This window comes from Desulfobacca acetoxidans DSM 11109 (genome assembly GCF_000195295.1).
GTDB lineage: Bacteria > Desulfobacterota > Desulfobaccia > Desulfobaccales > Desulfobaccaceae > Desulfobacca > Desulfobacca acetoxidans.
Map to the genome: position 1 here is coordinate 684,794 of NC_015388.1, position 26,220 is coordinate 711,013.

At 54.5% G+C, this 26,220-nt stretch carries 20 protein-coding genes, 1 tRNA gene and 1 riboswitch; of the genes, 2 read left to right on the forward strand and 19 right to left on the reverse strand.

Annotated features, from left to right (window positions below):
* Positions 1-441: 441 nt before the first annotated feature.
* The 7 genes from DESAC_RS02875 to DESAC_RS02905 all read right to left on the reverse strand — a co-directional run bounded on the left by DESAC_RS02875 (position 442) and on the right by DESAC_RS02905 (position 5,824).
* A tRNA-Sec gene (locus DESAC_RS02875) sits at positions 442-536 on the reverse strand.
* Positions 537-872: 336 nt separating this feature from the next.
* Positions 873-1,679, reverse strand: a complete 807-nt coding sequence (locus tag DESAC_RS15985) for an energy transducer TonB (protein WP_013705580.1) — start codon at positions 1,677-1,679, stop codon at positions 873-875.
* 11 nt (positions 1,680-1,690) lie between these two features.
* Positions 1,691-2,086, reverse strand: a complete 396-nt coding sequence (locus DESAC_RS02885; RefSeq protein ID WP_013705581.1) for an ExbD/TolR family protein — start codon at positions 2,084-2,086, stop codon at positions 1,691-1,693.
* On the reverse strand, positions 2,083-2,757 hold the full coding sequence (locus tag DESAC_RS02890) for a MotA/TolQ/ExbB proton channel family protein (protein ID WP_013705582.1): 675 nt from the start codon (positions 2,755-2,757) through the stop codon (positions 2,083-2,085). The genes DESAC_RS02885 and DESAC_RS02890 overlap by 4 nt, the downstream gene beginning before the upstream one ends.
* 294 nt (positions 2,758-3,051) lie before the next feature.
* The gene (locus DESAC_RS02895; RefSeq protein WP_013705583.1) at positions 3,052-3,918 is read right to left on the reverse strand and encodes an ABC transporter ATP-binding protein; all 867 of its coding nucleotides are present in this window, start codon (positions 3,916-3,918) and stop codon (positions 3,052-3,054) included.
* Positions 3,915-4,925: a FecCD family ABC transporter permease gene (locus DESAC_RS02900; RefSeq protein ID WP_013705584.1), complete on the reverse strand. Its 1,011-nt coding sequence runs from the start codon at positions 4,923-4,925 to the stop codon at positions 3,915-3,917. Before DESAC_RS02900 ends, DESAC_RS02895 begins: the two co-directional genes overlap by 4 nt.
* Complete coding sequence (locus DESAC_RS02905) at positions 4,922-5,824, reverse strand: ABC transporter substrate-binding protein (protein WP_013705585.1); 903 nt, start codon at positions 5,822-5,824, stop codon at positions 4,922-4,924. Before DESAC_RS02905 ends, DESAC_RS02900 begins: the two co-directional genes overlap by 4 nt.
* 317 nt (positions 5,825-6,141) lie before the next feature.
* Here DESAC_RS02905 and DESAC_RS02910 point away from each other — a divergent pair, with 317 nt between their 5' ends.
* The gene (locus tag DESAC_RS02910) at positions 6,142-6,339 is read left to right on the forward strand and encodes a hypothetical protein (RefSeq protein WP_013705586.1); all 198 of its coding nucleotides are present in this window, start codon (positions 6,142-6,144) and stop codon (positions 6,337-6,339) included.
* 33 nt (positions 6,340-6,372) lie between these two features.
* On the opposite strand, the gene DESAC_RS02915 is transcribed toward DESAC_RS02910, so the two are convergent.
* From DESAC_RS02915 to DESAC_RS02925, 3 genes are all read right to left on the reverse strand, one after another.
* Positions 6,373-8,436 (reverse strand): adenosylcobinamide amidohydrolase, encoded by a 2,064-nt coding sequence (locus tag DESAC_RS02915; protein WP_013705587.1) that lies wholly within the window; start codon positions 8,434-8,436, stop codon positions 6,373-6,375.
* 171 nt (positions 8,437-8,607) lie between these two features.
* Complete coding sequence (locus DESAC_RS02920; protein ID WP_013705588.1) at positions 8,608-10,680, reverse strand: TonB-dependent receptor plug domain-containing protein; 2,073 nt, start codon at positions 10,678-10,680, stop codon at positions 8,608-8,610.
* A 39-nt stretch (positions 10,681-10,719) separates the two neighbouring features.
* A complete protein-coding gene (locus DESAC_RS02925) occupies positions 10,720-10,977 on the reverse strand; it encodes a hypothetical protein (protein ID WP_013705589.1) in 258 nt (85 codons plus the stop codon).
* Between the two features lie 289 nt (positions 10,978-11,266).
* A riboswitch (cobalamin riboswitch) is annotated at positions 11,267-11,458 on the reverse strand.
* A 365-nt stretch (positions 11,459-11,823) separates the two neighbouring features.
* On the opposite strand from DESAC_RS02925, the gene DESAC_RS14970 reads away from it, so the two are divergent.
* Complete coding sequence (locus DESAC_RS14970) at positions 11,824-14,664, forward strand: hybrid sensor histidine kinase/response regulator (protein WP_013705590.1); 2,841 nt, start codon at positions 11,824-11,826, stop codon at positions 14,662-14,664.
* Positions 14,665-14,688: 24 nt separating this feature from the next.
* Here the strand turns inward: DESAC_RS14970 and DESAC_RS02935 are convergent, their stop codons facing one another.
* The 9 genes from DESAC_RS02935 to mraY form a co-directional block, all read right to left on the reverse strand.
* On the reverse strand, positions 14,689-16,323 hold the full coding sequence (locus DESAC_RS02935; protein ID WP_148231169.1) for a radical SAM protein: 1,635 nt from the start codon (positions 16,321-16,323) through the stop codon (positions 14,689-14,691).
* A 199-nt stretch (positions 16,324-16,522) separates the two neighbouring features.
* Entirely contained in the window at positions 16,523-17,722 is a 1,200-nt protein-coding gene (gene ftsZ / locus DESAC_RS02940; protein ID WP_013705592.1) for a cell division protein FtsZ, read from the reverse strand.
* A 49-nt stretch (positions 17,723-17,771) separates the two neighbouring features.
* Positions 17,772-19,001 (reverse strand): cell division protein FtsA, encoded by a 1,230-nt coding sequence (ftsA, locus tag DESAC_RS02945; protein WP_013705593.1) that lies wholly within the window; start codon positions 18,999-19,001, stop codon positions 17,772-17,774.
* A gap of 10 nt (positions 19,002-19,011) precedes the next feature.
* Positions 19,012-19,944: a cell division protein FtsQ/DivIB gene (locus DESAC_RS16720; RefSeq protein ID WP_013705594.1), complete on the reverse strand. Its 933-nt coding sequence runs from the start codon at positions 19,942-19,944 to the stop codon at positions 19,012-19,014.
* A gap of 2 nt (positions 19,945-19,946) precedes the next feature.
* A complete protein-coding gene (gene murC / locus DESAC_RS02955; RefSeq protein ID WP_013705595.1) occupies positions 19,947-21,380 on the reverse strand; it encodes a UDP-N-acetylmuramate--L-alanine ligase in 1,434 nt (477 codons plus the stop codon).
* Between the two features lie 15 nt (positions 21,381-21,395).
* Entirely contained in the window at positions 21,396-22,538 is a 1,143-nt protein-coding gene (gene murG / locus DESAC_RS02960; protein WP_013705596.1) for an undecaprenyldiphospho-muramoylpentapeptide beta-N-acetylglucosaminyltransferase, read from the reverse strand.
* Between the two features lie 46 nt (positions 22,539-22,584).
* The gene (gene ftsW, locus DESAC_RS02965; RefSeq protein WP_013705597.1) at positions 22,585-23,769 is read right to left on the reverse strand and encodes a putative lipid II flippase FtsW; all 1,185 of its coding nucleotides are present in this window, start codon (positions 23,767-23,769) and stop codon (positions 22,585-22,587) included.
* The gene (murD, locus tag DESAC_RS02970; RefSeq protein WP_041284158.1) at positions 23,735-25,117 is read right to left on the reverse strand and encodes a UDP-N-acetylmuramoyl-L-alanine--D-glutamate ligase; all 1,383 of its coding nucleotides are present in this window, start codon (positions 25,115-25,117) and stop codon (positions 23,735-23,737) included. Before murD ends, ftsW begins: the two co-directional genes overlap by 35 nt.
* A 20-nt stretch (positions 25,118-25,137) precedes the next feature.
* The gene (gene mraY / locus DESAC_RS02975; RefSeq protein ID WP_013705599.1) at positions 25,138-26,217 is read right to left on the reverse strand and encodes a phospho-N-acetylmuramoyl-pentapeptide-transferase; all 1,080 of its coding nucleotides are present in this window, start codon (positions 26,215-26,217) and stop codon (positions 25,138-25,140) included.
* Positions 26,218-26,220: the final 3 nt, after the last annotated feature.

Consider the following 26,220-nt stretch of genomic DNA (forward strand, 5'->3'; position numbering starts at 1 on the left):
GCAATTTTTCAGGTACCTGTCGGCTTTGGATTCCCTCGTTTCAATTAGGCCTCATTTGGGATAAAAAGAAAGATGCGGCAGCACCAAAAGCAAGGAGTGCCTGCTCCCAAGGCAGAAATGGGGCAAACTCAAGCAGTAACGAAGGATAATATCAACAGACTCCCTGATAATGTAATCACTATAATCTAGATATTATTAATATGTCAAATCGCTAATATCTATAGCAAGTTGAAGATATATAGATAAATCCTGGATGGTTAGCTACGGATACATACCATATTTATTTAGACGGGAGGGGAACTAGCAGTCAGAGGCGTGTTTGTTCTGCTCGGAACAAGTCGTGGGCAAGGTTTAAAGAGGTCTGGAGGCCTGTGACGGCAAAGGGCAAAAAATAAATTAGGACGGCAGAGGATAGAGAAAAGTATCAGTTGTTAGATTCTTTGGCGGAAGTGCATGGGAATCGAACCCACCCATCGCCTCGCGACGATACACCGGATTTGAAGTCCGGGGGCCCCACCAGTGAGCCTTGCACTTCCATGCTGTTTTTGTCGCTTAGGTGCGAGACGTTTTTAGTATAACAATAACCCCGGTATTGGCAAATCCTTTTCCTAAGAGAATACTATTCAATGCCTATCGGCCAGCCGCGCCCCATGAAAATGGTTTACCGGTAGCCTAGGCCTCCTGGCCTGTGCATCAGCGCGCCAACTGGGAAGACTGCATCACCATCTTTCATGCAAGTTTTGACCGATTGAGGGTTGCTATCGCAGGGGTTGGTCTCAGACCCACTCCACGCAAAACTTATTTTCTTGGTAATAAAGAGATCTGACCGAAAGTTGGCGCGACAGGCCGGATGCTGATGACTGAGCGCCTGTTTAACTGCTTTGCAGGCGGAAGGACAATGGTACTTCGATGCGCAGGCTGGATTTTTGCAGTTCGGCGGGAATCGGGGGGAATTTGCCGACTCGGGAGACAGTCTCGGTGGCGCCTTGATCCAGGAGATTATGACCTGAGGACCGGGCTACGGACACGCTGGCGATCCCGCCGTCGGCGGAGATATTAAAGCGGAGCACCACCACGCCCTCTTCATTCCGCCGCCGGGCCATGGGGGGATAAACTTTATATTTTTCCAACAGGCTGCGCACCTTGTGCAAATAGCCCTGCAAGGCAGTGCCGGATCCGGAGCCCCGGCCGGTGCCCGAGCCGCTGCCGGAACCGCCTCGACCGGCGCCGCTGCCCGAACCGGAGCCGCCCCTGCCGCGATACGATCCTGCACTGGCGCCACTCGCTGCTGAGGCACTTGAGGAACCGACATTGGGGTAAGGCAGCGAGGGGACCGGGCGGGACATGGCCAGGGGTTTGGGAATGGATTCCGGTTCGGGAGTTGCCTTTTTAGGCGGTTTGCAGACCGGTTTTTTTTCAGGCGGTTTCGGTTTAATCGGTTGAGGCTCAGGTTGGGGCGGTTTGGGGGCACTGGTGGGCGCGCCGCCACCGCCGCCTTCAGGTTTGGGTTCTAATCTCGTCAGACAGATAGGTTCCACCTGTACAACCCGTTTGGCTGGCGGGAGGGCCAATGGTGCGGCTAATATGACGAAGAGAGCCAGACCATGCATCACCAGGGAGGCCAGCACCGCCGGTCCCCAGTGTTTTACCTGCTCGGCAATATAAACCCTGTCCAGCACTGCGTTTTCCTTTAGGGCTGATCCACTTCGATGCCGATGCGCTGCACTTGGAGGCACTTAAGCCGGTCGATCACTTCGATGAGGCGTCCATGCCGGGTGTGTTTGTCGGCGGCAATGACGGCTTGGGGTTCTTTGCCCTGCACCTGTGCGGTGAAAATCTGGTTGAAGTCGTTGTCTTGGTTGACCTTTATACCATTGATGGCGATCCGACCCTCCTGGTCAATACTGATGATGACGACCGCCTTTTCCAGCCTGTCGGCCTGGGTGGCCTGGGGGAGGCAGATGGAAAAGGTGCGAGGCATCATCACCGTCGCTGTCAGGAGAAAGATGATGAGAATGACCAAGACAATATCGACAAAAGGGGTCATATTGATCTCGGTGATGGGACCGTGCCGGTGCAGCTTCACCGCAGTCCCCCGGCTTTGCGAGATGTCAAAGGAGTTTCTAACTCTTGTGGTTGGCGGCTTAAGCTGGCCAACAGCAGCCGCCCCAAACGCTGCGAGCGTTCCAAAACGATATGGAGGCGGCGATGGTAAAAGTTATACATCACTACTGCCGGGATGGCTACCAGTAAACCTACGGCAGTGGCTACCAGGGCCTCGGCGATACCGGCCATGACCGCCGGGCCGCCCCCGCCCTCGGTCAGGGCCAGGTCTTTGAAGGCGTGGATGATGCCCAACACCGTGCCGAATAAGCCGATAAAGGGGGCGTTGGCGCCGAGAGTACCGAGAAAATTCAGCCCCTTTTCCATCAGCAGGCCAGCCTTGATGCGCTCGGCCTCCATGGATTCATTCGCCGCTTCTTTCCCTTCCGAAACCTGACCCAAGCCTGCCAGGAGAATCTGCGGTTCCATTGCGGTTGAATTTTCACACAATGCTGTGGCCTGCCGCCAGTTTTGAGTTTGGAGCAAAGGGGTTAATTCATCGACAAAGGCCTGATCGTTAAAGCGGCAGCGATAGAACATCAGCCCCCGTTCAACCATGATTATCACAGAGATAATGCTCAAGACCACCAAAAGCCAGAGTACCCAGGTGCCGCCTCCCAGTGCCAAATTAAGCATACTTTTAGTAATATCCATTGATCCCCCAAAAAAAAAGCCACGAGGAAATCGTCCCGAATGGACAACAGCCTTCATGGCTAAAATGGACGTGCGATTGCGGTAAACCTGTCTGCTGGAAATTCATTTTCCGATTACTTTGGTAAATTATCACATGACCCCGGAGAAATCAAGTTATCAGTGATGATTAATCAAGAGCCAGATAAGTTCTCATAATTTTCAACATGGGGGAGGCAGTGGCGATTGCGCCTGAGGTGAAACTGGCCGCCGCCTTTCCCTGATAATGAATCTGATATAGGCTAACATCTGCATTTATCATTGATTTTCGATCTTCTGGGGGAAAGGTGAAGCGTTTCTGCTTTTAATTTGACTTACACCCTGTAAATTCTCCTGGATAAACCGCCCGGGAACCAGGGTTACCTGGGGCCGGTGCATGAGGGGATTTTCACCTACCAAGAGAATGCACCCATAAATCTGTTCCAACTGTTCATAGGTAAGGACAGTGGAGGGGCATCCCTGGCTGGCAACCCGTCCTTTATGCAGCAACAGGAGGGTATCGCCATACATCGCTGCCAGGTTTAGATCATGAGAGATCATAATAATCGTGAAACCACGTTCTTTTTTCAGTTTTTCCATCAGGTCCATGATATGCACCTGATGGGCCAGATCCAGGGAGGCGGTAGGTTCGTCCAGGATAATGATCTGCGGTTGCTGGCAGATGGCTCGGGCGATGACGACCCGCTGCAATTCTCCACCGCTCAATTGGTTGAGCCGGCGTTTGGCCAGGTGTGTGACATTAGTGGCCTCCATGGCCTCGGCGGCAATTCTTAGATCCCGGTTTGTTTCCAGGCCGGCCAGGGACAGGTGGGGAGAGCGGCCCATGAGTACTACTTCGGTGACGGAAAATGGCGCCTCAATGGGAGAATATTGGGGAACTACCGCCACCTGGCGCGCCAGGGATTTTCTTGAATAGCTGGCCAGCGGGCGGCCGAGAATCTCCACCTTGCCGCCTAGCGGCCGGATTATCCCGGCCAGGGTTTTGGCAAGAGTCGTTTTTCCGGAGCTGTTAGGACCGATGACGATGAAAAAAGACCCAGTGGCTACCTCAAAGGAGAGGTCATGGAGGATGGGGCGGTCGCCGTAGCCTACGAAAACCTGTTCAAGACAAACGGCTGGGTTCATAACCGAGACCTCTGCAGCAGAAAGATAAAGAGCGGGGCGCCGATGAGAGCCGTTATCACCCCCACCGGCAGTTCTCCCTGAGAGGGCAGGACGCGTGCCATCAGGTCGCACCAGACTAGGTAGGCGCCTCCACCCAAAATGCAAGCCGGAACCAGGACCCGATGCTCCGGCCCCAACCAGAGGCGCAGGAGATGGGGGACAACCAGGCCGACGAACCCGACCAGGCCGGATTGGCAGACCGTAGCGCTCAGCATCAGGGAAGTCACCCCGAGCAGGATATAGGTCACCGTAGTTACGGCCAGCCCGAGATAACTGGCCTGTTCCTCGCCCATGGAGAGGAGGTTGAGGGGGCGGGCGAGGATAAAAATAATCAGGTGGCAGGGCGGCAATAGAATCGCCAGGGCCAGGATCTGCTGCGGTAGGGCCACTGACAGGTCTCCCATAAGCCAATGCAGGATGTTGTGCAGGCGGGAGTCCTGAGTAATGGTGACGAAAAACAGGATGAGGGCGGTGCATAAGGCGTTGACCATAACCCCCGAAAGCAGCAGGGCGTCCTTACCCCCGCCGGTCTGCCGGGGGGTAAGGAAGATGACTACCGCCATGACCCCCATGCTGCCTAAAAAGGCCAGGACGGCTACACCCGGAAACGGCGCCAAACCCAAAAGGATGCCGATGATGGCTCCAACCGCGGCGCCTCCGGAGATGCCCAGGATATACGGTTCTGCCAGAGGATTGTGCAGCAGGGCTTGGAAGACCAGCCCGCCCAGAGACAGCGTTCCCCCTACCAGAGCAGCCAAGACCACCCGCGGAAACCGGATCTGCCACAGAATCGTAGGGAGGATGTCATCCGTAGGGCTGAATCCGATCAAAGCCAACAAAGATTGACGCCAATCGGCCTGGGATGACCCCCAGAGAAGACCGGCCAACAGGCTCAAGACCAGCACCAGACCTAAGAGAGCGCTCACGAGCAACAGCCGGCGCAGAAGATGAGGTTGGGAAAGGATCATTGCAACCCTCCGGCCAGCTCAGGGTGCAGCAGCCCGAATAACGCCTCCAGGCCAGCAAAGATACGGGGCGAAGGGCGATCGACGATATCGGAGTCCACCAAATAGATGCGGTTGTCCCGGGCGGCCGGAAGCGTCGACCACTGATGCCAGAAGGCTTTGACCCGCTCGAAAATTTCCCCCCGAGTCATAGAGGTAATAATGATCACTTCCGGTTGCAGCGCCAATACCTGTTCTTGAGAGAAGCGGGGATAAGGAACTTTGCCGGCGGTCAGGTTTACCCCTCCCGCGGTGGTAATCAGTTCATCGAGAAAGGTATGAGAACCGGCAGAGACAATGGGAGAGATGCCGATCTGCAAAAATACCCGAGGACAGTGAACACTGCGGCCTACGAGGGAAATGATGTGCTGGCGTCTCTGAAAAAGGTCTTTTGCCAGGGTCTCGGCCTGATCCCCGGCGTTTAACAGATGACCGATCTCGTGCACGGTAGCAATTACCCCCTCGAGATTGCGGGGGTCAACCGCATAAACCGGGATGCCCAGACTCTCCAGCCACTCCACCCGATGGCGGGGATTGCCGTCTTTGATGGCCAGGCAGAGGTCGGGCCGCAAGGCGACGATGCGCTCGACGTCGGGACTGATGTACGAACCTACTTTGGGCAGGTTCTCCGCCGCCGCCGGATAGTTGCTGAATTGTTCGACGCCAACGAGCCGATGTTCCTGGTTCAGGGCGAAGACGATTTCGGTGAGGCTGGCAGCCAGGGTAACGAGGCGCTGAGGATTTTCTGGAATTTTTACCTCCCGCCCCAACTGGTCGCTCACGGTGCGGGCAAATGCCGGGGGAGGCAGGAGCGCAAAATACAGCACCAGACAAACAGTGTAAATAACCTTTATGATTGTCATTGGCAATATTATTTGTAGGCGTGCAGCAATCAATGAAAAAAGGGACTCAGTTATCAGCTTTCAGTATAAAGAAGGAAACGCTTGCAAAATATCTATTGTGATCGTCCTCAAAGCCGTGAAGGATCTTAACCTTTTAAGGACAAGAAATTCTTCGCTGCGCTCAAATTGACCCGAAAGGCAAAGATGGATTTTGCCAGCCCTTCAAATAGTATCGGTTCCCATCCTGTCCGGCGGTCAGGAAAGATACGATTATTCCCTTGAACCCGTCATCGCAGTGATTATAGTTAATCTAATACCAGAAAGGAGGGGAAAAAACCATGTTATGCAGTCTTTCTACAAAATTGGGGCCCGAAGAGCTCCAGGCCATCAATACCCTGGAGCAGGAATTGGCAACACCGCTGTTGGCCTTTTCCTGCCATGATTTGAAGCCTGCTGAGATGAGTTCGGCGCAGCTCAGCCAGATTCAGGCCTTGGAAAACCGCTTAGGGATTTCCTTGGTAGCAGTGAAAGTCTGAGTTTTTTACCGGTTGCCGGGAAGGCCCGCCCCCTTACTGCTTGGTGGTAGCGGGATATTTTACCGCTAGGCCGCTGATAATGGCTTGACCGGCCATTTTGAGCGGAAGGGGGAGCTCCGTTGACAGCGCTTTTTCCTCCTCCTGTTTCAGGGGCCTTCCCGCCAACTCTTGGGAGATAGACTCACACCAGACCTTGAAGGCTTCCAGGTCCTGAACCTGTCCCTGTTCCCAGGCGTCGCTCAAACTGAGAGCCGCCTCCAAGAAGCCGGCGTAGCGCGGCTGCAAGATAACGGCCTCCCAGGCCTGCAAGATTTGTGGACGCGCTTGAGGTGGCAGGGAAGCTGTTATGACATCGTAGATATCCAGCCGCCGTTCCTGCAGCCTCTGCCAGATCGGTCGGCGGGCGCCCAGACCGTTCTGTTTCCCCACGGCCTCCCGGACTCCCTGATAAACGGCCCTGCCGATCAGTTCTCCCAGCTTGGAATGCCCTCCGGCGTTATCCAAGGTTTTGCCCTGTCCTCCTACCACAATACTATTATCGGTGCCAGTGCCCGTCGCCTGATAGGTCAGGGGTTGTTCGGTGCTTCGAATATCCAGGTCCTGCAGTGCCGCGGTCTTGGCCTCAGTAACCGCGATCAGAGCCCGGCTCATGGCCCGGGGAGACAATCGATAATTGCTTAAGACAATAATATTGATGGTTCCGGGTTCGTAGTAACGGCCCTCATCTTGGGAGAGGCGCAGGGCGTTGCTCTCCACCCCGGCAGTTACGAGGGCGTAAAGCTTGAGGTCCTTGAAGTCAGCCTTCTGAACCGAGAGATTCCCCATGTCAGCGCCGGTAAACAGGAAGGATGTTTTGCCCTCGGTTTTTTTCAGAACATTGTACACCAGACGACGGTCTTTCTCCAGACCCAGATAGTGGCTGATGGGCCAGCACGGGGGCGGGGTATAATGATTGCCTGCCGTCAGGATGCCGCTGCGGGGTCCTTCGAGGGTGGAGATGACCTGCACCGGTGTGGTGAAATCGATGACCAGGGATTTATGTTCAAAGTCCAGGATGCGGCTGGTGACGACCTCAGTCTGGCGGACATACGGCAGGTCCAGATGCAGAGGCTTACGGGCGAGTATTTCCTGTTTCAGGACGACCTTTCGGACATCGCTGAGTTCTTCAGGGTATAAAGAGGTCGCCAGCCAGGAGATAAAGTCTGCGGTACGGACTGAGGCCCGGCAGGTCAGTTCGCAGGGAAAGGTGAGCAGCCGGCCCTGGCGGACCCCCTCCACCTCCTGCCAGCCCGGCTGCTGCACCAACTGATGAAATCTCTTCCAGTCATGACCGCAGGCGAAAATGGCCTGAGGATTGAACTGCTGCCATTCCGAGAGGGTGACGGGAACTACGGGACCCTTTTTCCCCCAGGTAGGTGGGATGCCGCCAGCCAGCCGGATAAAATCATTCTGAAAAGAGTCATCCCCGGGTGTCAACATCTCCCGGTTACTCATGAGCCGTACTACCCGCAGTTTTTTCACAGGGGGTATTTGAGCGGTTTTCTTGCCGATGAGGTCCAGTTGTGCCTGGAGGTGGCGGCACAACTCTTCGGCCTTGGACTCCTGTTGAAACAGAGCCCCGAGTAGGCGCAGATGCGCAAAAATGTCCTGGACCGCCCGGGCCGACAGATTGATCACGGGAATCCCTGAATCCTTAAATCGCTGCTGCACCTCCTTCTGCAAATCGGCGACAAAGATACAATCCGGTCGGCATTGTTCGATGGCCTGAAGATTAGGGGAGAAAAAGCCGCCCACCACCGCGGGCTTCCCTGTCTGCGGGGGGACGTGGTCGTATATGGTAACGCCCTGCAATCTCTCCCCCAAACCTAACGCCAGCAGCATTTCGGTAACTCCAGGGACCAGGGAGACGATTCGCTGCGGTGGCTGAGTGATGGTCAGGGGACGGTTCCAGGCATCGGTGAGGTTGAGGGCGGCATTAGCTGAAGCTGTATGGAATAGTACCGCACTCAATAAGATCAGAGAGACACTAAGGTTGGACAAACCCTTGTGATAAAATTTTTTACCGGGCAATCGTTTTCCGTTCCGCACCATTCTCATGAATTAACCTCATTACCACCGGTGGAAATTTTCTACCAAACAGGCTCTGGCAAAACTCACCCTTTTCAATTTTGCCATTTCCCTGGTTCCCAGGCTCTTGCCTGTCATTCTTTGTTCCCAGGCTCCAGCGTGGGAACCAGATTCAAGCCATTATTTCCAGATGAGAACCGGTTAAAAAACAAACCGCAAACCGGTTACAAAATTGAAGCCTGGAGATGAGTAATTATACGTTTCCTGGTAATTTTGATCAAAAAGATTTCCAATCCGCGCCTGAAGCTGCATTTTTTTGGCATACCGCAGGTTCTCTGCAATATCATAGGTTGCGGCCAGATTAAAGAGGAGATAGCTCGGGTTAAAGACCCTGCCGGTATGGGTGACAAAAAAAGGATCGGTGATGTAATAAAAGTCATCCCGTTTGCCGACGTAGAGGCCATTCAGATTGACGTTAAAGGGTTTGTGGTCATAGTTGATGGTAAAGCTGACGGTATGTTTGGGGCGTCTTACCAACGGTTTGCCGACCTCGTAGTTGAGGCCCAGATCTTCGCCCCCGGTACTGAGCACCTGCGACAAAAGATAGGTGTAGGAGGCCGAGAGAGTTAAATAAGGTAAGGGTTTGGCCGTCAGGCTGGTTTCCAGCCCCCGGACGCGGGCGTCGCTGATATTGCCGTAAAAGGATGTGGCGGGCCAGGCCCGGGTGATGTAGGCGATCAGGTCGGTGAAGTGGTTTTCGAAATAAGTCAGTCCGAACTTCAGCCGGTCATTGAGGGCGTATTGGTCCACCCCCACCTCCCAGGAGGTGTTTTTTTCGGGTTTGAGGTTGGGATTGCCCACGGCAGTGGTGGATTGGTAATACTGTTCACTGAAGGTAGGCGCCTTAATGGCCCGCCCCCCGGCGGCCCGCAAGGTCGTATCGGTCTCGGTGATCCGAAAGGCGGCCGAGGCCCGCGGGCTGAACTCGGTCCCGTCAAAGGCGGTATTGTCTTCCAGACGCATACCGGCGGTAAGAAACAACCGCTCCCAGAAACTGATCTGTTCCTGAAAATAGAAATCGACGCTGCGGCGGTGGGCTCTGGTTTCCGAACTATAAGGCCAGACTCCGAAACTCTCATAGCTCTGTTTCAGGCGTTCCGTAAAGGCTGCCAAGCCGATAGTAGTAGTCGTTCCTATCCGATCACTAAAATTGAAACGCAGGTTGGAGCGATAATCCAGACTGGAACGGTCCTCAATGGGATGGAAAACCGAACCGCCGAAGATGTCCACGGGATCGAAGGCGTCATCATAGCTCCAATCCCGGTGGTAGGTAGACAGGGTCAGTTCGTTTTCCCACCAGGAATAGGGGGAATATTTGGTGGTAAGGCCAAATAAGAGGTCGGTCCGCGTCTGGTTCTGATTCGGGTCGGGTGCAGGATCTACCCGGTCACCATATTCGGTCGGATAGCCAAAGTAGGTGTCGATAAAAAGGGTAGAGAAGGTAAAAGAGAGTTTTTCCGTCGGGTCCAGGTCGAAGCGGCCATTTAGCACGTTGCTGCCGAAGCGGTTGTTGATCGGCAGGATGCCCTGATCGTCGATGCGGCTGAAACCGATGGAATAGCCAAACCGATCTTTGGCGCTCCCCATAAGACTGAAGCGATTTTCACTGATGAACTGTCCTTTTTCGCTATGGGCCCCCCAAGCCCCGGAGTAGGTGAAAGTTGGCGGCCCCACGCCCTTTTTAGTGATGAGATTCGTAACCCCGGTCATAGCGTCCGCCCCATAGAGCGAACTCATGGGACCCCGAACGACTTCGATCCGCTCCACATTGTCAACCGTCAGGTTGGCCCAGTCATAGGTGCCACCGGCATTATTGAGCCGGATGCCGTTGAGCAGGACTTGGCTCATATTGGAATTTCCACCCCGCATAAATAAAGAGGTGTTGCCGCCCTGGCTGCCGGTCTGGTTGACCACCACTCCCGGTACCGAGCGGAGCATTTCCTCCACCCGGGTTACCTGGCGCTTTTCTATCTCCGGCGCGGTGATTACCGTGGAGGAAACACTGGTTTTTTTCAACTGCTCCTCCGTACCGGTGGCCGTAATGATGATCTCATCCACCTTCTGGACATCCTCGGAAGTGGATGTGGATTGCCCTAAGGCTGCGACGTTCGTCGTTTCCTCCGGATTCACCCCCTCGCTGGACGCCGTTTCCTGGGCCAAGCCAATCCCCGGATGTAAAACCAAGCATATCAATAAAAACAGTATTCTCTTCATAGTTTTTCTCCCCCCCCCGAAACCATAATCGGTACAGTTTCAGCCGCAGAGCCGTACCGGTGGCCGCATGGGCTGCAGATGCTGCTGCTCCCATTGCGCTACCAAAAGGCTGACATGGCCGCAGCCTCGACTCGTTAAAAAATGCCAGGCGTCCTCCACCGTGAAATAGCCCTGGTAGTTCCCCACCAACTCAACTCGGTCGGCTTTGACCCCTGCCTGCTCGCACTGGTTCTTAAGATCGTAGGGCTCCGGAATTTCCTGCCCGCCGACGAGATACACAATCACCCCTGTCTTCATAGCTTTCCTCCTGTAGAATATTTCCCCAGAGTAATTTCTTTTGTCCCGCACCTTGATCCGCTCGCCTGCGAGAGGGAGGATAAATCAAGGGAGACACCTCCGGCAAAAGATAAAAGTGGTAATCCGTGCCACGCTGCTGCGTCAGGAAAGAGTAAGGCCTGCCCAAAAAATAATCCCTGAGTCCGTGTGGACCCAAGGATTGCACCCAGCTTAGCTTGTTCCTTAGGATTGACTGAAGAGTTTTACCTCAACTCGCTCAGCCTGGCCTGACCCAATCTGGCGTTGGGTAAAAGCACAAAGATTGCAGGCAGGTCTTCTGACTCCCGGATCATCCTCTTCCCTGCGCCTTCCCATCTTATTAGCCCAAGACAGTGGCACCTCGCAAGGTTTTGTCCCCGGTTACAGCGGCGGGACCGCGCCGGACTTCCACCGGCTTCCCTATTAAGCCCCATAATGGAGCACCTGAACCAACTAGGGCCATTTATAATAGAATAACATCCTTCCTGTCAAGCAAAAAATGGGGTATCGGCTTACGGCGTTAAGCCTGTTAGCATTTTTTTATTTTCCTAATAACCTAATTTAAGATACAGTAGAGAGTAAAGACTTACCGATATCCGAATTAATTCTGCATATTAAATTATTATTGCTATTAGGTGAGAGCAGGTTCAGCGGGTTCTTGTCCGTTGTCAGAGCACTCTGTCTTTAAGTTTTGGGTGGAGCAGGGAGGACCAGTTAGAGTCGCCTCGGGTTGTGAGTGGCAACTCCGCAGGCTGGTCTTGAAATTTCGGCTACCATCACGATATGGTGTGAAAGGATTAATCCATAATCGCAGTAGGTTAAAAGAACATGCTGGCTCTTCTGCAGGCTCAAAGAGACTACCTGTCTTTCCTGACCGGATTAGGTTGCTTATTCGTCTTTCTTCTCGGCTTGACGTTGAGGCGCCATCCCCAATTCCCCCGCTCTTTTATCTGGCTGGGTTTTTTTGCTCTCTGTCAGTGTTGCTTCGAGTGGTTTTCGCTCATTATGCCGGTGCTGGGGGGACCGGTCCTGAGCGAACGATTGAAGTTGCTGCAACTATTGGCGAATGTCGTCTTTCTCACCGAGTTTGGGGTCTCCATTATCCTGCCCCTGAAATGGCGAGTTTGGGGGCGAGCCCTGGCAGGACTTTATCTAGTGGGGCTGATTGCCAGTGCTTGGGTCGGGCTTTCCCAGGTCTGGCTTCCGGCTGCCGTTATCGCCAGGTTGGCCACCTCAATTTGGACTATCGTGGCTCTTTGGCAGGTAGCTATCTCTACCAAGTCCGGTATCCTGCATGGTGCGGCTCTGTCATTAGCGGGGTTGCTTTTGAGCCAAGCTCTACCGTTGTATCCTGGAATCGTTCCCTGGCAGAACTGGGAGCAATATTTTATGGCTGCGCCGGACATAATCCAGATGTCGGTCCTGCGGAGTCTATTTAGTCTGTGTCTGGCGCTAACATTATGGATTTACTACCAGAACCAGCTTTGGCAGCGGACGGCAGAGGTGGCAGCACTTTGGAGATGGCCGCTGTACGGCTCGTTTGCTTTGGTTCTGGTCATCTTTTTGACCCTCGGTATAGGAGGTCTGGCCACGGGCTGGTATGGCCGGTATCTGGACGCAGATATGCGTCAGATATTAATTACCAGAGTCCGAACACTGGCTTCGGCACTCAACCCCGAGGCTATCAAGCAACTTCAGGGCAATGAGGCTGATCTGGGAACCGAGGTCTATGAAAACTTGAAGAAGAAGTTAATATCGATCCGTCAGGCCAACGGCGATTGCCGGTTTGTCTATCTCATGGTCTGGCGGTCGCCCTATCCGGTTTTGCTGGTAGACAGTGAGGATGTTAGCAGCGCTAATTATTCACCCCCCGGCCAGATTTACTATGAAGCTAGTGCCGAACTGAAGACCTTGCTCCAACAAGGGCAGGCTTTCGTAAAAGGTCCTAACTCTGATCGCTGGGGTACCTGGATTTCCGGTTTTGAGTTTATTAGGGTGGCGAGCACCGGTCAGAATCTGGCTGTAGTCGGAATGGATGTAGATGCCAAGGATTGGCAGAAGAAGATTCGCCTGCACCGCCTCCTGCCACTTAGCCTGACCCTGCTCATTACCCTTCTCCTCACCGGTTTATACATTTTTCAACAGCGGTTATTTGATGCCGGACGCCACCTTTCGGAGTCCGAGGAACGCTACCGCACCCTGGTGGAAGGTTCACCTGATATTATCTGTCTCTTAGACCAGAAATGGCGCTTCTTGGCTATTAACCGTGTCGGTCTGGACCGATTAGGCGTCCAGGAAGGGAGTATCCCCGACCAATCTTTCTGTGAACTCTGGCCTCGTGAAATGCAATCCATCCTGACGGCGGCCAAACAGCAGGTGGAGCAGGGGCGTCCGGCGGCTTTTGAAGGAGAAATGTCTCTAAGGGGAGAGCCAACCTCGGTCTGGCAGGTGGTGCTAAACCCCATTAAAGGTAAAAATAAAGGGGGGCTGCGATATGTTGGTATCATGACCGAGATTACTGAGAAGAAGAAGTTGGAAGAAGAGCAGGCTCGGGCTGATAAACTGGAATCTTTAGGTTTCCTGGCCGGCGGCATTGCCCATGACTTCAACAATATTCTGGCGGTCATCCGGGGGAATGCCGGGTTGGCCCTCCTAAGCCTGCCAGCCGGCAGCCGGGAACTGAATAACCTCATCGTTATCGAGGGGGCCTGTCTCAAAGCCCAATCCCTGGCCCAGCAATTGCTCACTTTCGCTCAGGGCGGGGTGCCGGTAAAAAAATTATCGGATCTGAAAGAGCTGATTCAAGAAACCTTCATTTTTGCTACCCGGGGTTCCCCGGTCCGGTGTGAATTCAATCTGGCCACGGACCTCTGGGCTGCCGAGATCGATGCCGGGCAGATCAGTCAGGTCTTTCACAATCTTGCCATCAATGCCGTTCAAGCCATGCCTACCGGAGGTGCAATTCGGGTGCAGGCCGAAAATGCCGTCCTACAAACCAGCTCAGGCTTTTCCCTGCCGCCTGGGGAATACGTGAAGATAACAGTAACCGATCAGGGCGTTGGCATTCTTCCCAAATATCTGGCAAAAGTCTTTGACCCGTATTTCACCACCAAACAGGTAGGCAGCGGGTTGGGATTAACCACCGTTTTTTCTATTGTCAAAAAGCACGGCGGCGATATTTCCGTACAGTCTACCTTGGGGGAGGGAACCGTCTTTGTCATCCATCTGCCAGCCTCCTTGAAAAAAGTATCATCGGTCATCCCCGAACGGAAACAGGTAGCCTTTGGGCATGGGCGCATTCTCGTTATGGACGATCAGACCGATGTCCGGGAGACCTTGGGAAAGATGCTGCAGCGTTTGGGTTATGAAGTCGATTTTGCCGAAGATGGCCAGGAGGCTTTTGAGCGCTATACTGCAGCCCACAAAGAGGGGCGGGGCTTCGATGCGGTTATTCTGGACCTGACAGTTCCCGGAGGTATGGGAGGAAAAGAGGCTCAGGCGAAGATCAAGGCCATCGATCCACAGGCGCGGGTCATCGTTACCAGCGGTTATGCTGACGATCCTATTCTGTCTGATTATCAGAACTATGGCTTTTGTGAGGCTATCGCCAAGCCGGTGGACATAGTGGAACTCAGTCGCGTTATAATAAGGGCCGGGAAGAAGAAATAGGGAAGCGGGGGAGAGACAAGCACTTCATACCGCATCTCGGCTTTTTGGGCATACCCCGCATCTACTGCAGATATCGGGTTGGCAGGGTGGAGTCTCCCGCGCGGCCAGGGCGTTTTGGTATTCTTCCCAGAGATACTCCTTATGGATGCCATGATCGATAAAATCCCAGGGGAAGACCTCATCCTGGCGGCGCTCCCGCAAAACAAAAAAATCCGGGTTTAAAGAACTCTGGCGGCAGGCTGTAGTCCAATCCCCGCCAGCGCGATGGGCCGTCAGGAGTAATGTTCCCACACGGCGGTCGCCTCGGGCCAGGAGTGCCTGAATATAAGCCCACTTGGGCAGGTCGGCATGCACCCGCACCTCCCGCTCCCCGCGCAGCCCGCGCTTCACCATCCTGATGCGGTCTTTGAGTTCGGCCACCCCGGCAAAGGCCGACCACTGGAAAGGGGTGAAGGGTTTGGGCACGAAAGAGTTCAGGCTGAGGGTGATGCCGGCCAACCGGGAGCGCCCTTGGCTGTGCTTGACTACTGCGTGTTGCAGCCGTTTAGTCAGGTGGGGAATGTCCGCTATATCTTGCCTGGTCTCGGTGGGTAGCCCCGCCATAAAATAGAGGCGCAGATGCGACAGGCCAGCGGCATGCAGATTGATCACCGCCTGTTCCAATTGGACCTCTGAGAGCCCCTTGTTGATAACCCGCCGCATTCTTTCATTGCCGGTTTCCGGGGCCAGGGCCACGCTTTTAACGCCGCCTTTTTTCAAGAGGTCGAAGAGCTCGCGGTCGGCGCGATCGGCCCGGATAGAACTCAGCCCTACCTGTTGCCCGGCGGTGGTGATCCAACGGCACAGGTCTAAAATCTCCGGGTGGTCGGCCACCGCTGTACCTACCAACCCGATCTTGGCGCCGGTGGCCAAGCCTAATCGAACCTGATCGTGCAACGTGGCGGCGGAGCGGCTGCGCGGCGGCCGGTAAATGAAACCAGCGGCGCAGAAGCGGCAGCCCCGGCCGCAACCACGGTTGATCTCCACCAGAAACATCCGGCTGAATTCGCCGCCCGGGGCCAACAGTCGGCTGTGGACCGGATAAGCGTCCAGATTCATCAGGTGTGGCGGTCTGATGGTTGCGGGAAAACCCGGAGCGACGGCCATGCGGCGCATAGTCCCATCTTCATCATACTCCGGCCGATAGCTTGTGGGGATATATGTTCCGGGAATATTGGCTGCTAGGTACTGCAAGCGGGTGAGACGGTTTTCCGGGCGGCTCGCGTCAGTAAGCGTCTCAAACCACCTTGCCGCATCGCGCTCCCCCTCCCCTAAAAAACAGGCATCCAGGAAAGGCGCCAGAGGCTCGGGGTTCATGGAGATTGCTATACCCCCGGCGACGATCCAGGGGAATTGCCCCTGCCGTTCTGCGGCTAACAGCGGTATCCGGGCCAGCTCCATGATCCTGAGGACATTGAGGTAATCGGGTTCAAAGGAGATGGAAAAAGCCACGGCAGCAAAGTCGGTCAAAGGCCGCTGGGATTCAAGGGTCAGTAACGGGGTCTGGGTGCGCTGGTATTCTAGTAATTCCTCGGGGCCCGGCAGAAAGGCCCTTTCGCAGGTTAAATCAGGGTGTTCATTCAGCAGGTGATAGATGGTTTGAAAACCCAGGTTGCTCATCCCCACTTCATATTCGTGAGGATAAACCAGGGCCACCGGTCGTCGATGACCCCATTCCCGGATGATGGCGCCTTGCTCGCGCCCCAGTCGGTGCTGCAGATGTGCGATGATCTTTCTCGATAAAGAACCCAGTTTTTTCCTGACTCCTAACTTTTGGACGCTTGACTAATTCTCATCCGGAACCCCCTGAACCCGGTTTTCAATCCGCCTGGCGCAAAAAGGTGGGTATATCGAGCTCATCCTCCTCATAATGGAGATCCGGATGTACTATATTCTTCTTAGAATGCAACAATTCCAGGCGCGAACGTTTTTTGCTGTCCGTACGGGCGCGGTCAGGCGTTTGAATCTGTTCGGCTCCTTTGCGGATGATGGTGGGAACGTCGAGCTCTTCCGGTTCTACCATGACCTTTTTGGCAAGTCGGGCGGTCTCCTCGATATCCGGTTTTTTGCCGATGCCGGTGCCGATCACCGTCACCCGCACTTCATCACCTAGGTTTTCATCCACCACCCATCCCCAGATGATATTGGCTTCATCATGCGCCTCTTCCTGGATGAGGGCGGCAGCGTCTTTCAATTCATCGAGGGAGATTTCCATGCCGCTGGTGATATTAATTAAAATACCCCGAGCGCCCCGGATGGAAAGGTCTTCCAACAACGGGCTGGAGATGGCTTTCTGGGCCGCCTCTACGGCGCGGTTATTGCCCGAGGAGATGCCGGTACCCATCAGGGCCATGCCCATCTCGCCCATGATAGTGCGTACGTCGGCAAAATCGACATTGATATGGCCGGTCACCATGATGAGATCGGAGATACCTTTCACAGCGTAGACCAAGACTTCGTTTGCCAGTCGAAAGACTTCAAGCGCCGGGGTGTTCTTGGCGGCAACGCTCAGCAGACGGTCATTGGGGATAGTGATCAGTGTATCAACTACTTTTTTGGTGGCCTCAATGCCGGCCTCGGCCTGTTTCATCCGCTTCCGGCCTTCAAAGAAGAAAGGTTTGGTGACCACCGCGACGGTCAGGGCGCCCAAATCTCTGCAGATCTCAGCAATCACCGGCACACCGCCAGTCCCGGTGCCGCCGCCCATTCCGGCGGTGATGAAGACCATATCGGCGCCTTTCAGGGCTTCTCGAATGATATCGGCGTCTTCCAGAGCGGCATTGCGGCCGACCTCCGGATCGCCGCCGGCTCCCAGTCCTTTCGTGAGGTTGGTGCCGAGATTTATCTTCACCGGCGCCTGATTCAGTCCCAGGGCCTGGGAGTCGGTATTTGCGGCCAGGAAGTCCACCCCCATCAACTGGGCCTGAATCATGTCATTGATGGCGTTGCCGCCGCCCCCACCGATGCCTACGACTTTGATCTTGGCAGAGGACTCATTTTCCACCATTTGAACCTTCATCTAATCCACCCTCCCTCTCAGGTATAGCGCCCGTTCGTCCACCGGTATATTAAATTACTTCTTTAAACCATCTTTTCATCCGCGATAGAATACGATTAAAAATATTCTGATCCCGGATCCGAAAAGTATCCTTGGATTGCCTGGTGCGTGCCCGGGCCCCGTAGAGGACCAGACCGACTGCCGTAGCATAGGCTGGGTTATTGATGACATCAGTCAATCCGCCCACTCCTATGGGATAGCCGCGCCGAGTGGGCACGCCTAAAATTTCTTCGCAGAGTTCGGGCATTCCCACCAGCATAGATCCACCGCCGGTGACGATCACCCCAGAGATCATCGGCATCTCAAAGCCGGCGCGGATGATCTCTTTCTGGATCATGGTCAGGATTTCCTCTACCCTGAGGTGGATAATCTCTGCCAGAATACCTCGCGACAGGGTCCTGGCCTTGCGGCCGCCCAGACCGGGAATCTCGATCAACTGATCCCGATCTTCCAACACGTTGAGGGTGCAACCGTGAATCTGTTTCAGTTTCTCGGCCTCAGGCAAGGCCGTTTGCAGCCCCACAGCGATATCATTGGTGAGGTTATTGCCGCCCAGGGCCAGCACCCAACTATGCTTTATGGAATTGTCGCTAAAGATGGCCAGGTCAGTCGTTCCCCCCCCCAGGTCGATGAGAGCTACCATAACCTCTTTTTCTTCCTCGGCCATTACCGCTTCACCCGAGGCCAGGCTCTGCAGGACAATATCGGCCACATCCAACCCGGCCTTATTACAGCACTTGATAATATTATTTACCGCGGCGACGGCTCCGGTGACGATGTGAACCGCGGCCTCCAGACGCACACCATGAATGCCGATGGGGTCTTTGATACCGTCTTGCCCGTCTACTTTGAATTCCTGGGGGAGAATATGGATTACCTCCCGGTCTAGCGGGATGGCCACTGCCTTGGCGGCATCTATTACCCGATTAATGTCGGATTGGAGGACTTCCCGACTCTTAATAGCGATAATCCCCTGGCTGTTAAACCCTTTGATATGACCGCCGGCAATACCGGTGTACACGGAGCGGATTTCACAGCCGGCCATCAACTCCGCCTCCTCAACCGCCTGGCGGATTGACTTGACGGTATTTTCAATATTAACGACGACGCCTTTGCGCAAGCCTTGTGAGGGATGAGTGCCGATGCCGATGATTTCCACACAATTATTCCGCCACTCGCCCACCACGGCGCATATCTTAGTCGTCCCAATATCCAAACCAACTATGAGATCCTGCCCCACAATGTTCCCCTTAAGGTGTTTGAGGTTCTGTATTTCTTAAACTTACCAGTACTCGCTGCGGATAATTCAAATCTATTTTTTCGATTTTCTGCCAGTCGCCTCTCTGTTTTAGAAGCGGCATTACTTTCTGCAGACCGGCTAATTTTTGTTGATGACCCTGAAATCCGATACTTACACCAACCCCCAGCCCGGAGGGGTAGATGGTTAAGCCTCTCTCTGGGTCTACGTGGATTTCCGAAATGCTCGCTAGATTTAATGAATCGTTTTCCTTTGGCAAGGATTCCATAAAAGTAAAGACCTTAGCCAGCAAAGGGGCTATTTTACCTTCAACCCGATTAAAATGTTCAAAATGCAGGCCCGTGATGACTGGCAGATCATGAGGGTCTTCAGGCTCCAATTCTTTGAATAAAATACCCTGTGGGTTTATGAGATAAAACTTGCCTATTTTCACCAGGGCATAGGGTTGGTGTTCATACACCACGATCCGGAGTTGATCAGGCCACTGCCTGGTCAGTTCCACCTTTTCAATCCAGCGTTGCTGCAGCAGGGCTTTTTCTACTTTGAAGGGTTGAATTGCCAAAAGGCTGGTGCCCGGCCTGATTTGCATTGCCTGTAAGACCTGTTCCGGATGTGAGCGTGCCTGGCCCTCGATTTTCAGGCTTGCAGGGTCTTTGATGCAGAAATAAGGCAGCGTCAGCAAATAATGATAGCTGAGCACAAACAGGAGGCTGATCCCGGCTACGACAGAGGTGGCGGCGAATACATAAAATGACCGGACCAGAAATTGCCTTATCCCCTGCCAGGGGAGCTGCCAGGAGCGGGAATTCCGTCGATACGCATTTCGCTTGAAGTTGATCTTTTCGATTTTTCTCTTGTGACTGCGATGAAACGCATTTGACCGCGTTGACCTGCGGCTGCTGGCGTAACTGCGGGCGTAGGTCATAGCTAACACACCTCTCCCGATCGGACGGCAAAGCACCGCGAGCCGCCGCTGGCATGCAATGGATGGGAAGCCAGGCGCCGAAGCATTTCTTCACCGGTTTTCCAGATATCTCCAGCCCCCATAGTTACTAAGACATCTCCGCGACGCAGATAATTCCAAAGCTCAGGTGCCAATTCTTCCCGGTTCCCAACGTATTGCACCGCAGTATGTCCGGCTTCTCTGATGCCGCGGTAGAGATCGCGCCCGGAAAGACCGTGGATAACCCGTTCTCCGGCGCTGTAGATATCTGTTAAAAACAGTAATTGGGCCTGCTGAAAGATGTCGAAGAAATCCGGTAACAGGGCCTGGGTTCGGCTAAAACGGTGCGGCTGAAAGGCCACGACCAATCTGCGGCCGGCAAAGGCTTGGGCCATGGCGTCCAAAGTCGCGCGGATCTCGGTAGGATGGTGGCCGTAATCATCAATCACCGTTACGCCCTGATTCTCTCCCTTAATCTCGAAACGGCGCTTGATTCTGCCGGTTTGAGCCAAACCGGCTTGAATATCGCGAAAATCCAGGCCCAGAGCGAATCCGACTGCCGCTGCAGCCAAAGAATTGGCGACATAATGCCATCCGGCCAAAGGAATAGTGATCTGTCCGAGTTTTTTCTCCTGTCGCAGCAGTGTATAAGAGCTGCCGCCGCCGGTTACCTGGATATGTGCGGCCCGGTAGTTGCCACCAGATTTGAGGCCGTAGGTGATTAAACGTCCTTGGACGCCATAGAGCAAGGGTCGCAGATTAGGGTCGTCGTAACAGGCCACCACTGCCCCGCCGGGCTGAACCTGATGAATGAATTTGGCGAATACTTCCTGGATGTGCGCCAGGTCTCGATAGTGGTCCAGATGTTCTCGATCGACATTGGTCACCACCGCGACGTGAGGATTGAACACCAGAAAAGAGCCGTCGCTTTCATCGGCTTCGGCAACGAAATAGTCGCCTGGACCCAACACGGCGTTGCCGCCCAGAGAATCTACGATGCCGCCGATTACCACGGAAGGCGCCAAACCTCCCTGTCGTAGGACTGAGGCCGTCATGGAAGTAGTAGTAGTTTTGCCGTGCGCCCCGGCAATGGCGATCTGGGTTTTTCCCGCCATGAGCATTGCCAACATTTGGGCCCGGGATAAGATTTGCAGTCCCCTCGCCTGGGCGGCTTTGAGTTCCGGATTATCCAGTCCGATAGCGGAGGAGATTACGACCACCTCAGATTCCAAGAGATTTTCCGGGGCGTGGCCTTGGAAAAAGGTCACTCCTAAGCGCTGTAATTTTTCGGTCAGCGCATTGGCTGTGAGGTCGGAGCCGCTTACCGCGTAACCCCGGCGGACGAGTAATTCGGCCAAGCCGCTCATCCCAATGCCGCCGATGCCGATAAAGTGGTAATGTGTTGTCTTTGGATGCATGTAAAGGTCCATTGCTCAGGAGTTCAGCAGTTTCTGACACTCCCCGACGAATAAGCTGGCTGCCTGGGGACGGCCCAAAACCCGACTGCGTTCTTCCATCTCAGTTAGTTGTAGGGGTTGGAGTATTAATTTTTCTATCATCGCAGCAATTTTCTCTCCCGTCAACTCTTCATTTAAGACAAGGAACGCCGCCCTGGCATTACTAAGAAAATCAGCATTTTTCCGCTGATGTTGGTTGACTGCGTAGGGATAGGGTACCAGTATTCCTACTCTTCCCAGTACCGTCAACTCTGCCAGGGTTGAAGCGCCGGCCCGGCAGACGACCACATGCGCCCGACGCATAAACTCCATGACGTGCGGACTGAACGCCGTTACTGTGGCGCTGCTCCAAAACTGTTTGTATCCTGCCCGGACCATAGCCTCGTCGGCCTCGCCGGTGAGATGGATGAAGTGCATCTGTTGTTTGTAGGATGCCAGTAATGGCAAAGCACCCAAGATTGCCAGGTTTAGATGATGCGCCCCTTGTGACCCGCCCATCACGAGTACTGTGAAAGGCGAATCCTCCCGTTTGGCCGGGGATGGCAGACTGAACTCGGTTCGAACCGGATTACCTATCCATACTGACTTTTCCGGGGCTGGATTATTTTCGGTCTGCGGGAAGGAAAGGAATATTTTTGCCGCCGTTCCGGCCAGCATCCTGTTCGTGGTTCCCAGGACGGCATTCTGTTCGTGGATTACCAGGGGTATTTTCAAGCGACGTGCCGCCCAACCGACTGGCCCGGAAATATAGCCCCCCATTCCCACTACCAAATCAGGTTTCTCCCGGCTGAGGATGCCCCGCGCCCGCCATAGACTGAGCGGCAGGTGAGCCAAGGCCAGCAGCCGCCGTCCCTTGCCGCCTCCCCGGAGGGTTCGGACATCAAGTATCTGCTTGGGGAAATCATACTGTTCAATGATATTAAGGGTTACCGGCTTTGGCGTCGTGATAAAGCCTACCCTGGCCTGCAGGGTGCGGCGGAATTCTTCGGCCACGGCCAGACCGGGAAACAGGTGGCCGCCCGTACCTCCCGCAGCAATCAGCACCTTGCAGGGTTTTGTCGTTTTAGCACCCATGACCGTAAGCGATAACGATGATTCCTTGAAACATTCTGTTCTCATCAGAGTCGACTCGCCGGAGTGGAGCTTAGATCCCCCGCTGCAGGCCTTATTTGCCCGCCTGTACGCCTCTCGCAGGTATTATGGCGCCTTTGGGGCTTCGCGTCAGAGCCTCTTTGGTCCCTCGCCCTTGAGAGCTGATGTTGAGCAGAATCCCGATGGCTACCATGTTGACAATCAGCGATGAGCCCCCGTAGCTGAGGAAGGGCAGCGACAAACCTTTGGTCGGGAGGATGCCGCTCACCACAGCCATATTAATAGCAGCCTGCAGGCCGATTAACGCCGTCAAGCCAATGGCGAGATAGGCGCCAAAGTTATCCTGGGCCTTTAGGCTGGCAGCTATTCCCCGCATGAGAATAATGAGAAACAGGCAGATAACGATCAGGACTCCGAGGAAGCCGATTTCTTCGGCGAGGATAGAAAAGATAAAATCTGTATGGGAATCAGGCAGATAAAATAACTTTTCCCGGCTCTTGCCGATGCCTAATCCCCAGAAGCCCCCGGAGCCGAGGGCCTGAAGCGAATGTACCAGTTGGTAGCCAGCCTCCTGGGGGTTTTTCCAGGGGTCGATAAAGGTGGTCATCCGCTCTAGACGCATCTTATTCTTCAAGATAACGTATACCACGAGTGGTGAAGCCGCGATAACTGCCAGGAAAATATGGGTCAGACGAGTCCCCCCGACAAACAGCATCAGGAAGGTTATTCCCGCCAGGGCCATGGCCGTCCCAAAATCCGGTTCTTTTTCGATGAGAACGATAAAGATGCCGGCAATAATAATGTGAGGGAGAAAACCGATGGAGAAATAGCGGATTTTTTCCTGTTTGCGGGCCATGGAATAAGCCAGGAAGATGATGATGGCCAATTTGGCAAACTCCGAAGGCTGAATGACCAGAGGTCCTAACCTCAACCAGCGGGAGGCACTGCGGATCCTCACCCCCACCCCGGGGATCAAGACGATTATCAGCAGAAACAGACTGATAAAAAGAATAAGATAGGCCAGGCGATTGTATAACTGGTAGGGAATCCGCCTTATAAACAACATCAGGCCGGTTCCCAGTACTGCATAAAGCAGTTGTTTCTTCAGAAAAAAGGTGGGGTCCTGGTACCTGTCCACCGCCAGCACCCCGCTGGAGCTGAATACCATGACCAGGCCGATGCCCAAAAGCAACAGGGGGGCGATCATCAAAAGATGGTCGCATTCAGGCGGCGCAGATGCGGGAGTTGTGTCTTTCATGTGCTAAACTCCTTACGGCTTCCTGAAATACCCGACCTCTTTCGGTATAGTCCCGAAACATATCGAAACTTGAACAGGCCGGCGATAACAACACGACCTCCCCCGAAGAAGCCGCCGCATAGGCCAGTTCCACCGCCTGAGCCATATCGGCGGCCGGTTGCATCAGTGCTGCGCCACTCAAGGCGGCAGCTATTTTATCCTGAGCTTCTCCCAGCAGAATTACCTTCTTGACCCGCTGGCGCAGGAGGGCGGACAGCGGACGATAATCCCCCCCCTTATCCCTGCCTCCGGCAATCAGGACGACCGGGCGGTCAAAGTGTTCCAGCGACCGCACTACTGCGCCGACGTTGGTGCCTTTGGAATCGTCATAAAAATCGACCCCGCCGATATTCGCCACCCACTCCAGGCGGTGCGGCAATCCCTTGAAACGGGCTAGAGCCTCGGCGCACCCCTGGGGCGTGGCCCCCATCTCCAGGGCGAGCAGCAAGGCGGCCATGATATTTTCCAGATTGTGCCTCCCCGGCAGTACAATCTTATTTAGGGGGAATTTCGCCTCCGGACCGCGGGCTAAACAGACGCGGAGGCTTTCTCCCGCCTGCCAGGCGCCAAAGGTTAATTTCTTTCGAGTTGAGAAAAGATAAACCTGACTCTGCACCTGGTCGGCCAAGGCGGCTGCCTTAGGGTCATCAGCATTAAGAACCGCCGTCTCCGAAGGGCCCTGCCGCCGGAAGAGCCCAGCCTTGGAGCGCGCGTAGGCTTGAAAATCCGGGTAGCGATCCAGATGATCTTCGGAGATGTTAAGCAGAGCGGCGGCCCGGGGCCGGAAAGAAGGCGCGGTATCGAGTTGGAAACTGCTGACCTCCAGGATTATACAATCGGCCTCGGCCTGTTGTGACAACAGGTCCACCAGGGGGGTACCGATATTGCCGCCCACCAGCGGGCGCTTCCCCGAAGCTAGCAACATTTTTCCTACGAGGGTCGTAGTGGTGGTCTTGCCGTTGGTGCCGCTGATGGCTGCCACCGGCCGTTTGAGATGCCATCCGGCCACTTCCAGTTCTCCCCATAAAGGGATACCGTGAGCCACGGCGTCCTGAAGCCAGGGCTGTTCCGGCGGGGCTCCGGGGCTGGGAATGATCAGGTCAAAGTTGAGCCAATCGGCAGGTTGCGGCCGTCCCAAATCCAGGGTGAGGTCAAGGTCTTGAATGGCCGTTAGCGACTGGGCCAGGTCGGCCGCGGGGGCGCTATCGGTTACCGTCACTTGCGCCTTTTGGGAGGCCAGAAAACGGCACAGACCGACGCCGGTTTTTCCTAACCCTACCACCAAGATTTTTCTGCCGTTTAATTCCACGCCGGGAGCTCCGGGAAACATTACCGCAGTTTGAGAGTGCTCAAGGCCAAGAGCCCGAGAATGATCGCCAAAATCCAGAATCGCACAATGACCTTGGGTTCAGCCCAACCCTTTAATTCAAAATGGTGGTGAATGGGAGCCATGCGAAAAATTCTGCGCCCATTGGTCACCTTAAAAAAACTTACCTGAAGGATCACCGACAAGGCTTCGACGACGAAGATGCCGCCCACGATCGCCAAAAGGATTTCCTGCTTGATGGCTATGGCTATCGTTCCCAAGATGCCGCCTAAGGCTAAGGCCCCCACATCACCCATAAAGACCTCGGCCGGATAGGAGTTATACCAGAGGAAGCCGATGCCGGAGCCTACCAGGGCGCCACAGAAGATGGCGAGTTCACCAACGCCCCGCACATAGGAAATCTGCAGATAGTCGGCGATTTTGATATTGCCGCTCAAATAGGCCAGGATCATAAAGAAGGCGGCGGCAATAGTCACCGGACCGATAGCCAGGCCGTCCAAACCGTCGGTTAGATTGACGGCATTGGCCGCCCCGACGATCACGAAGACCGCCAGAGGCAAGAAACCCCACCCGAGATCGGGATTTAGCTCCTTAAAAAAAGGCAGTGTCAGGGTTGTCTCAAAGCCGGGCAGGGAATAAAGCCAGACCGCCACCACCGCAGCCACAATAATCTGGCTGACCAGCTTCCCCCGGCCGCTGAGCCCCCGGTTGTGCTTTTTTATGACCTTGAGATAGTCATCCAGAAAACCGATGCCGCCAAAACTCAGGGTTACAAAGATAAGCAGCCAGACATACGTGTTACTTAAATCTGCCCATAAGAGGGTTGAGCCGATCGTAGCCGCAATGATCAGGATACCTCCCATGGTTGGCGTGCCAGCCTTGCAGAGATGGGAGGCGGGACCGTCTTCCCGGATATACTGACCGATCTGGTGCCGGCGCAATTGCCGGATTACCCAAGGTCCCAGGATGAACGCAATAATCAGCGCGGTCAAGATGGCGTAGATGGAGCGGAAGGTCAGGTAGCGGAAGACATTAAAACCGCCAAATACGGTCTTGAGTGGATAGAGCAGATGATAGAGCACGGT

What these genes read in the sequence shown, in the direction of transcription:
- DESAC_RS02890 (WP_013705582.1), bottom strand. Translation starts at nt 2,757, where the DNA reads ATGGATATTACTAAAAGTATGCTTAATTTGGCACTGGGAGGCGGCACC.
- DESAC_RS02895 (WP_013705583.1), bottom strand. Translation starts at nt 3,918, where the DNA reads ATGAACCCAGCCGTTTGTCTTGAACAGGTTTTCGTAGGCTACGGCGAC.
- DESAC_RS02900 (WP_013705584.1), bottom strand. Translation starts at nt 4,925, where the DNA reads ATGATCCTTTCCCAACCTCATCTTCTGCGCCGGCTGTTGCTCGTGAGC.
- DESAC_RS02905 (WP_013705585.1), bottom strand. Translation starts at nt 5,824, where the DNA reads ATGACAATCATAAAGGTTATTTACACTGTTTGTCTGGTGCTGTATTTT.
- DESAC_RS02910 (WP_013705586.1), top strand. Translation starts at nt 6,142, where the DNA reads ATGTTATGCAGTCTTTCTACAAAATTGGGGCCCGAAGAGCTCCAGGCC.
- DESAC_RS02915 (WP_013705587.1), bottom strand. Translation starts at nt 8,436, where the DNA reads ATGAGAATGGTGCGGAACGGAAAACGATTGCCCGGTAAAAAATTTTAT.
- DESAC_RS02920 (WP_013705588.1), bottom strand. Translation starts at nt 10,680, where the DNA reads ATGAAGAGAATACTGTTTTTATTGATATGCTTGGTTTTACATCCGGGG.
- DESAC_RS02925 (WP_013705589.1), bottom strand. Translation starts at nt 10,977, where the DNA reads ATGAAGACAGGGGTGATTGTGTATCTCGTCGGCGGGCAGGAAATTCCG.
- DESAC_RS14970 (WP_013705590.1), top strand. Translation starts at nt 11,824, where the DNA reads ATGCTGGCTCTTCTGCAGGCTCAAAGAGACTACCTGTCTTTCCTGACC.
- DESAC_RS02935 (WP_148231169.1), bottom strand. Translation starts at nt 16,323, where the DNA reads ATGAGCAACCTGGGTTTTCAAACCATCTATCACCTGCTGAATGAACAC.
- ftsZ (WP_013705592.1), bottom strand. Translation starts at nt 17,722, where the DNA reads ATGAAGGTTCAAATGGTGGAAAATGAGTCCTCTGCCAAGATCAAAGTC.
- DESAC_RS16720 (WP_013705594.1), bottom strand. Translation starts at nt 19,944, where the DNA reads ATGACCTACGCCCGCAGTTACGCCAGCAGCCGCAGGTCAACGCGGTCA.
- murC (WP_013705595.1), bottom strand. Translation starts at nt 21,380, where the DNA reads ATGCATCCAAAGACAACACATTACCACTTTATCGGCATCGGCGGCATT.
- murG (WP_013705596.1), bottom strand. Translation starts at nt 22,538, where the DNA reads ATGAGAACAGAATGTTTCAAGGAATCATCGTTATCGCTTACGGTCATG.
- ftsW (WP_013705597.1), bottom strand. Translation starts at nt 23,769, where the DNA reads ATGAAAGACACAACTCCCGCATCTGCGCCGCCTGAATGCGACCATCTT.